The organism is Cellulosimicrobium sp. BMG9.22, assembly GCF_059159975.1.
The window spans coordinates 269515-277967 of sequence record NZ_JBZGBY010000002.1 but is presented as its reverse complement, the minus strand read 5'-3'; the positions used below and the strand labels follow the sequence as shown (position 1 = coordinate 277967).

The 8453-nt window shown below is 72.1% G+C and carries 8 protein-coding genes; 6 read left to right on the top strand and 2 right to left on the bottom strand.

What is annotated here, in order from left to right; genetic code table 11:
- The coding region (locus tag AC4H2H_RS03095; RefSeq protein WP_494369339.1) for an Rv1486c family protein at positions 1 to 824 on the bottom strand (824 nt) is incomplete at its 3' end.
- Between the two features lie 27 nt (positions 825 to 851).
- Between AC4H2H_RS03095 and AC4H2H_RS03090 the strand changes: the two genes are divergently transcribed.
- The 6 genes from AC4H2H_RS03090 to AC4H2H_RS03065 all read left to right on the top strand — a co-directional run bounded on the left by AC4H2H_RS03090 (position 852) and on the right by AC4H2H_RS03065 (position 8296).
- On the top strand, positions 852 to 1640 hold the full coding sequence (locus tag AC4H2H_RS03090) for an ABC transporter ATP-binding protein (protein WP_494369338.1): 789 nt from the start codon (positions 852 to 854) through the stop codon (positions 1638 to 1640).
- 71 nt (positions 1641 to 1711) lie between these two features.
- On the top strand, positions 1712 to 2182 hold the full coding sequence (locus tag AC4H2H_RS03085; protein ID WP_494369337.1) for an NfeD family protein: 471 nt from the start codon (positions 1712 to 1714) through the stop codon (positions 2180 to 2182).
- Between the two features lie 70 nt (positions 2183 to 2252).
- On the top strand, positions 2253 to 3554 hold the full coding sequence (locus tag AC4H2H_RS03080) for an SPFH domain-containing protein (RefSeq protein ID WP_494369336.1): 1302 nt from the start codon (positions 2253 to 2255) through the stop codon (positions 3552 to 3554).
- Positions 3555 to 3649: 95 nt separating this feature from the next.
- Positions 3650 to 4393, top strand: coding sequence for a TetR/AcrR family transcriptional regulator (locus AC4H2H_RS03075; protein WP_494369335.1), 744 nt, complete (start codon positions 3650 to 3652; stop codon positions 4391 to 4393).
- Between the two features lie 88 nt (positions 4394 to 4481).
- Complete coding sequence (locus tag AC4H2H_RS03070; RefSeq protein WP_494369334.1) at positions 4482 to 6215, top strand: ABC transporter ATP-binding protein; 1734 nt, start codon at positions 4482 to 4484, stop codon at positions 6213 to 6215.
- The gene (locus tag AC4H2H_RS03065) at positions 6212 to 8296 is read left to right on the top strand and encodes an ABC transporter ATP-binding protein (protein WP_494369333.1); all 2085 of its coding nucleotides are present in this window, start codon (positions 6212 to 6214) and stop codon (positions 8294 to 8296) included. The genes AC4H2H_RS03070 and AC4H2H_RS03065 overlap by 4 nt, the downstream gene beginning before the upstream one ends.
- Positions 8297 to 8309: 13 nt before the next feature.
- Here AC4H2H_RS03065 and AC4H2H_RS03060 read toward each other — a convergent pair whose 3' ends face one another.
- Positions 8310 to 8426, bottom strand: coding sequence for a DUF8730 family Cys-rich protein (locus AC4H2H_RS03060; protein WP_494369332.1), 117 nt, complete (start codon positions 8424 to 8426; stop codon positions 8310 to 8312).
- Between the last annotated feature and the right edge of the window lie 27 nt (positions 8427 to 8453).

Below are 8453 nucleotides of genomic sequence, written 5' to 3'. Positions count from 1 at the left end.
GGTGACGACGAGGTCCAGAACGTCGCGGCGCCGATCGCGCGGCGGGCGGCGCGCTCGACCTCGCGCAGGGCGGTGGACCGCTGGTCGGCCTGCCAGAGGTTCACGGCGCCGCCGTCGTCGTCGGAGGCGAGGTCGACGATCGCGCGCAGGCGTACCGCCTGGGTCAGGACGCGCACGGCGCGCCCGTCGACGGCGTCGGGCAGCTGCCAGCCGGGTGCGCCGCCGGACCGGAGCCCGGCGATGGCGTCGGCCGCGTCCTCGCGCCACCTCGCGACGTCGAGCTCGTCGAGCGCTCGCGTCGCGACGAGGAGCGCGGTGCGCAGGTCGCCCTCCGCGTCGGCGAGGGAGCCGACGGCACCCAGGACGCGCAGCATCCACGGGCCGACCGCGCTCACGTGCCACGTCACGAGGTGGCCGGGCTCGAGGTGGCTGCCGAACTCGGAGACCTCGGGGACGAGCGCCCACGACCCCGCCGACGTGGTGACGACGACGCACTCGCCGACGTCCGTCGCGTGCGGACCGACCTCAGGAGGGGTGCCCGTCACGTCACCCGGTGCGGGGGAGAGCGCCACGACCTCGCGCACGTCGCCCGCCCACGCACCCGCGAGGTCGGCGAGCCGGACGTCGCCGAGCGCCCCGGCGACGACGTGCGGCTCGTCGTCGCGCTGGACGGCGCGCACGAGGCGTGCGAGCCCGTCGTCGGAGAGGCGCGGCGCGGAGCGCAGCCAGAGCGCGAGGAGGGCGCTGCGCGGCAGGACCCCGGCGCTGGACGCGGAGCCCCTGTCGGGCCCGCCGTGCGGGCCCTCGGACGAATGGGAAACCACGACGGCCAACCTATAGGGTCGGGGACCATGAGCGCCGTTCTCGACCTGAAGGGTGTCACCGTCCGGCGGGGCACCACGACCATCCTCGACGCGGTGGACTGGCAGGTGAACGAGGGCGAGCGCTGGGTGGTGCTCGGCCGCAACGGCGCCGGGAAGACGACGCTGCTGCAGATCGCGTCGGCGCGGATGCACCCGACCGTCGGGACGGCGGAGCTGCTCGGCGAGCGTCTGGGCCGCACCGACGTCTTCGAGCTGCGGCCCCGCATCGGCCTCGCCTCGGCCGCGCTGGCCGAGCGGATCCCGGGTGACGAGGCGGTGCGCGACGTCGTGCTCACGGCCGCGTACGGCGTCACCGGGCGCTGGCGCGAGGCGTACGAGGAGTTCGACGCCGAGCGCGCCGACGACCTGCTCGCCGCGTTCGGCATGGCCCATCTCGCCGAGCGCACGTTCGGGACGCTCTCCGAGGGCGAGCGCAAGCGGACCCAGATCGCCCGATCCCTCATGACGGACCCCGAGCTCCTTCTCCTCGACGAGCCCGCGGCCGGGCTCGACCTCGGTGGTCGCGAGGAGCTCGTAGCGGCCCTCGCGGAGCTGGCCGGCGACCCTCTGTCGCCGGTCCTCGTCCTCGTGACGCACCATGTGGAGGAGATCCCGCCCGGGTTCACGCACCTCATGCTGCTGCGCGACGGTCAGGTGCACCGCGCCGGGCCGATCGGCGAGGTCCTCACGGCGGAGAATCTCAGCGACGCGTTCGGGCTGCCGCTGCTCGTCGCACACGGCGGAGGCCGGTGGATGGCGCGCGCCGCGCGTCCCTGACCGCCGCGACGACCTCTCGGACGGCGTGCAATCCGGGCGGAACTTCGGTAAAGTCCGTGTAAAGTCTCCACGTGGGAACGGGGGTCGAGATGGACTGGCTGTGGTGGGTCGGAGCGGGGTTGCTCTTCGCTCTCATCGAGATCATCTCGCTGGATCTGGTCCTCATCATGTTCGCCGGCGGCGCGCTCGCAGCGGCCGGCGTCAACGCCGCCGGTGGGCCGCTGTGGTTGCAGATCCTGACGTTCGCCGTCGTGAGCGTGATCCTGCTCGTCACGCTGCGCCCGTGGCTCCTGCGGCACCTGCGCTCGCGCGTCCCGCTGACGGAGACCAACGTCTCGGCGCACGTCGGGCGTACCGCGCTCGTGGTCGACCGCGTGAGCGAGTTCGGAGGTCGGGTCAAGCTCGTCGGGGAGGTCTGGACGGCGCGCACCGAGGCGGACGCCCCCGAGATCCCCGGGGGGACCGAGGTCCGGGTCGTGCGGATCGACGGCGCGACCGCCGTCGTCGCTCCGCTTCCGGCGGAACACCCGACCGGGACGTGACCGACCGGTTCAGCACGCACCGACAGGTACTGCCGCCGCGGCGGCGCGACCGACCACCAGGAGGTAGTCGATGAACGACCCCAGCCCCGGAACGATCCTCGCGTACGTGGTTCTCGCGCTCGTCCTGATCTTCGTGATCGTCGCGCTCGCCAAGGCGGTGCGCATCGTTCCGCAGGCGGTCGCGATCATCGTCGAGCGGCTGGGTCGCTACTCGCGCACGCTCGAGCCGGGGTTGCACCTGCTCGTGCCGTTCGTCGACCGCGTGCGCGCCTCGGTCGACCTGCGCGAGCAGGTCGTGTCGTTCCCGCCGCAGCCGGTCATCACGTCGGACAACCTCGTCGTGAGCATCGACACGGTCATCTACTTCCAGGTGACCGAGCCCAAGTCGGCGGTCTACGAGATCGCGAACTACATCACGGCGATCGAGCAGCTCACCGTCACGACGCTGCGCAACGTCATCGGGTCCATGGACCTCGAGCAGACGCTCACGAGCCGCGACCAGATCAACGGCCAGCTCCGTGGCGTGCTCGACGAGGCCACCGGCCGCTGGGGGATCCGCGTCAACCGCGTCGAGCTGAAGTCGATCGACCCGCCGGCGAGCGTGCAGGGGTCGATGGAGCAGCAGATGCGCGCCGAGCGTGACCGTCGCGCCGCGATCCTCACGGCCGAGGGTTTCAAGCAGTCCCAGATCCTCACGGCCGAGGGTGAGAAGCAGGCGGCGATCCTGCGCGCCGAGGGTGACGCGCAGGCGAAGATCCTCACGGCTGAGGGCGAGGCGCGCGCGATCCTCCAGGTGTTCGACGCGATCCACGAGGGCGATGCGGACCCCAAGCTGCTCGCCTACCAGTACCTGCAGATGCTCCCGCAGATCGCCAACGGCACCGCGAGCAAGCTGTGGGTCGTACCCACCGAGTTCACGGCAGCGCTCGGGTCCATCGCCAAGGGCTTCGGCGGGGTGCCGGGCATCAGCGGCGGGGGAGTGCCGAGCGCCCCGGACACCGGCGACGCCGAGTCCGCGGAGGCAGCGGAGGCACGCCGCGAGCGTGACCGCGACCGCGTGCGGTTCGGGACGCCGTCGCTCACCGACCCGGCGGAGGCGCTGGCCGAGGCGCGACGCCAGGCCGAGGCGGCGACCGCCGACGCCACGAGCGCGGGGACGCGGTCGGGCCTGCCGTTCGACCCGCAGTCCGAGCGTGGCCAGCACCCCGGCCGTGCGGGCGAGCACCGCGTGCCGCCGACGGAGCCCGGGACCGCGGCTCCGCGTCCGCTCGGCGGGCCGTCGCAGTACGCGCCGCCCCCGGTCGAGGACGCGCCCCAGCCGGGCGAGCCGCCCGCGGACGAGCCTCCGCCGTCGTACCCGCCGAGCCGCTGAGGAAGGCCCCGCACCGCACTGGTGCGGGGCCTGCGCCATTTCGCCCTCGGCGGAGATGCGTGCGAGTGAGTGCTCACTCAGTTACGCTCGCAGGCGTGATCCCCATCCCCGTCCCCGCGGACGTGTCGCCCGCCACGGAGCGCTCGCGTGCGCGACCGCTGTCGCGCGAGGATCGCCGGGACGCCATCGCGGCGGCGACGATCCCGCTGCTCGTCCAGCACGGTGCCGCGGTCACGACGCGCCAGATCGCGGACGCCGCAGGCGTCGCGGAAGGGACGCTGTTCCGAGCGTTCGCGGACAAGGGCGAGATCCTGCACGCGGCCGTGGTGCGCTCGCTCGACCCTGCGCCGGCCGTCGAGGCGATCGGCCTGCTGCCCGACGATGACGGCCTACGACCCCTCGTCACGAGCATCGTCGCGTTCCTCGTCGAGGCGCAGCGCGTCGGCATGCGGATCTTCGCCGCGGCCCACCAGGTGCTCGACCCCCACCGGCACGGCGATGTCATGCGCGATCGCGACGGGGCAGCCGCTCGGCAGGAGCCGGGCGCTGACGAACGACGCGCCGAGGCGGTGCGCCGGTTGCGCGGAGCGCCCGGCGAGGGGATCGACGTGCGCGAACGGTCCGCCCGCGCGATCGTCGGGGCGATCGAGACCACGCTCGAGGCGCACCGCGACGAGCTGCGCGTCGAACCCGCGCTGGCCGCCCGCGCCGTCTTCTCCCTCGTCTTCGGAAACGCCTTGCCGCACCTGTCCGGCGGTGACAGGCTCGACGCCGTGCAGCTCGCCGACCTGGTCCTGGGCGGCATCGGCGCGGACGTCGCCACCGACCCCTCTCCCTGACGCGGCAGCGGAACCCGTCCCGACCCTTGCGATGACCTCTTGGCGCCGCCGTGCGCCGTCCTGAAGCCCCCACCCGGACAGGAACCTCATGCTCGTCAGACTCCTGCGGACGCAGCTGCGTCCGTACCGGACGCCGATCGCCGTCCTCCTCGTGCTCCAGCTCGTCGCGACCCTCGCGTCGCTCTACCTCCCGAGCCTCAACGCGGACATCATCGACCAGGGCGTGACGCAGGGCGACACGGCGTACATCATGCGCACGGGCGGCTGGATGCTGCTCGTGAGCCTCGGCCAGGTCGTGTGCGCGGTGGCCGCGGTGTACTTCGGCGCGCGCGTCGCGATGTCGTTCGGCCGCGACGTCCGGGCCAGGCTCTTCACGAACGTCCAGCGGTTCTCGGCGCAGGAGATGGGTCAGTTCGGCGCGCCGTCGCTCATCACGCGCACGACCAACGACGTGCAGCAGGTGCAGATGCTCGTGCTGCTCTCGCTGACGATCATGGTCATGGCGCCGATCATGCTCGTCGGCGGCGTGGTCATGGCGCTGCAGGAGAACGTCGAGCTCTCGGCGCTGCTCCTCGTCATCGTCCCCGTGCTCGGCGTCGCCGTGGGCCTGATCATCTGGCGGATGGTCCCGTACTTCCGGCAGATGCAGAAGAAGATCGACGCGATCAACGCCGTGCTGCGCGAGCAGATCACGGGCATCCGCGTGGTCCGCGCGTTCGTGCGCGAGCGTCGCGAGGAGGAGCGGTTCGCCGTCGCGAACGACGCGCTGTTCGACGTCTCGCTCAAGGCGGGCAAGCTCATGGCGCTCATGTTCCCGACCGTCATGCTCGTGATGAACGCCTCGAGCGTCGCCGTGCTGTGGTTCGGCGGCCGGCAGATCGACGCGGGGAACATGGAGGTGGGGGCTCTCACGGCGTTCCTGTCCTACCTCATGTACATCCTCATGGCCGTGATGATGTCGACGATGATGTTCATGATGGTGCCGCGCGCCGCGGTGTCCGCGGAGCGCATCACCGACGTCGTGAGCACCCCGGCCACCGTCGTCGAGCCGGAGCACCCGGTCGCGCTGACCAGCCGCACGGGTCGCGTCGAGCTCGACGGCGTGGGGTTCGGGTACCCCGGCGCCGAGGAGCCGGTCCTGCACGACGTGTCGTTCACGGCGGAGCCCGGGCAGACGACCGCGATCATCGGCTCCACCGGGTCGGGCAAGACGACGCTCCTCAACCTCGTGCCGCGGCTCTTCGACGTCACCGCCGGCGCGGTGCGGATCGACGGCACCGACGTGCGCGACCTCTCGGGAGCGGACCTCGGCTCGCTGCTCGGCCTCGTCCCGCAGAAGGCGTACCTGTTCTCCGGGACGATCGCCGACAACGTGCGCTACGGCAAGCCCGACGCGAGCGACGACGAGGTGTGGGCCGCGCTCGAGGTCGCGCAGGCGCGCGACTTCGTCGAGGCGCTCGACGCCGGTCTCGACACGCCCGTCGCGCAGGGTGGCACGAACTTCTCGGGCGGGCAGCGCCAACGGCTCGCCATCGCCCGGGCGATCGTGCGCGACCCCGCGGTCTACCTCTTCGACGACTCGTTCTCGGCGCTCGACTACGCGACCGACGCCCGGCTGCGGGCCGCGCTCGCGCCCCGGACACGGCACTCCACCGTGATCGTCGTCGCGCAGCGCGTCGCGACGATCCGCGGCGCCGACCAGATCCTCGTGCTCGACCACGGCCGCATCGTCGGCCGGGGCACGCACACCGAGCTCCTCGAGTCGAACGAGACCTACCAGGAGATCGTCTACTCCCAGCTCTCCATGGAGGAGGCAGCATGAGCGGCGAGCAGGAGGCCCCGGCCACGGACGCGCCCGCGACGGACGCGCCCGCCAAGGACGTCGCGCGGACCCGCCTCGCGGGCCGCCCTCGCGGTGGTGGCGGCCCTGGCCCGATGGGCGGCATGGGCATGCCCGCCGAGAAGGCCCTGGACTTCAAGGGCTCGCTGCGACGGTTCGCCGGGTCCCTGCGGCCCGAGCGCGTGCCGATCGTCGCCGTCGTGATCCTCGGCGTCGTGTCCGTGGCGCTCGCCGTCGCCGGCCCGAAGCTCCTGGGCAACGCGACGAACATCATCTTCGCGGGCGTCGTCGGCTCGCAGCTCCCGGCGGGCGTGACGCAGGCGCAGGCCGTGGAGGCGCTGCGCGCCCAGGGGCAGGACCAGGTCGCGGACCTCGTCTCCGGCGTGCCGGGCCTCGTCCCCGGCGCGGGCATCGACTTCTCCGCGCTCGCGACGGTGCTCGCCTGGGTGCTCGCCGTGTACGTGGGGTCGTTCCTCTTCGGCTGGCTCCAGGGCCGCATCACGGCGATCGTCGTCCAGCGCACGGTCTACCGGCTGCGCGCCGAGGTGCAGGCGAAGCTCGGGCGGCTCCCGCTGTCGTACTTCGACCGCAACCAGCGCGGCGAGATCCTCTCGCGCGTGACGAACGATATCGACAACATCTCCCAGACGCTGACGCAGACGCTGTCGCAGCTCGTCACGTCGGTGCTGACCGTGTTCGGTGTCCTCGGCGTGATGTTCTGGATCTCGCCGTTGCTCGCGATCGTCGCGCTCGTCACCGTCCCGCTGTCCGTGATCATCACCGCGCAGATCGCGAAGCGCTCGCAGCCGCAGTTCATCCAGCAGTGGGCCGCGACGGGTCGGCTGAACGCCCACATCGAGGAGATGTACACCGGTCACACGCTCGTCAAGGTCTACGGCCACCAGCAGGCGGCGATCGACGACTTCGAGCGCGAGAACGGCGACCTGTACGACGCGAGCTTCAAGGCGCAGTTCATCTCCGGCACGATCCAGCCGGCGATGGGCTTCGTCGCGAACCTCAACTACGTCATCGTCGCGGTGGTCGGCGGTCTGCGCGTCGCGTCCGGCACGCTCACCCTCGGTGACGTGCAGGCGTTCATCCAGTACTCGCGCCAGTTCACGCAGCCCATCACGCAGATCGCGTCGATGATGAACCTGCTCCAGTCGGGCGTGGCGTCGGCGGAGCGCGTGTACGACCTGCTCGACGCCGAGGAGCAGACGCCGGACCCGTCGCGCGCCGCGACGGTCGACCCGGTCCGGGGCCGCGTCGCGTTCGAGGACGTGTCGTTCTCCTACGACCCCGAGGTCCCGCTCATCGAGCACCTCGACCTCACGGTCGAGCCGGGTCAGACGATCGCGATCGTCGGCCCGACGGGCGCCGGCAAGACGACGCTCGTCAACCTGCTCATGCGCTTCTACGACGTCGACTCCGGGCGGATCACGCTCGACGGCGTCGACACGCGCGACATGACGCGCGACGGCCTGCGCTCGGACATCGGGATGGTGCTCCAGGACACCTGGTTGTTCAAGGGCACGATCGAGGAGAACCTGCGCTACGGCGTGCGCGACGGCCGGACCGTCGACGAAGAGGCCTTCCTCGCCGCGACCCGGGCGACGCACGTCGACCCGTTCGTGCGGACGCTGCCCGACGGGTACGCGACCGTGATCGACGACGAGGGCTCGAGCGTGAGCGCGGGGGAGAAGCAGCTCCTCACGATCGCGCGCGCGTTCCTCGCCGACCCGGCGATCCTCGTGCTCGACGAGGCGACGAGCTCGGTGGACACGCGTACCGAGGTGCTCGTGCAGCAGGCGATGAACGCGCTGCGCGCCGGGCGCACGTCGTTCGTCATCGCGCACCGGCTGTCGACGATCCGCGACGCGGACACGATCCTCGTCATGGAGCACGGCTCGATCGTCGAGCAGGGCACGCACGACGCGCTGCTGGCGGCGGGCGGCGCCTACGCGCGGCTGTACGAGAGCCAGTTCGCGGCGCCGGTCGGTGCCGAGGCGGAGACCACCGACGATGCCGCCGCGGAGCCCGCGGGGCGTCCGGCAGCCGGCTGAGCCGGCCTGGGCGTCAGTCGCAGGTGCAGCGCCGCTCGGGCGGCACCTCGGCCATGACCTCGTCGGCGTGCATGCCGCAGCCGGTCCAGGTGGTCTTGCCGCACGTGGGGCACGGGGCGGGACTGCACACGGTGTCTCTCCTCGGGTGCTCGGGGTC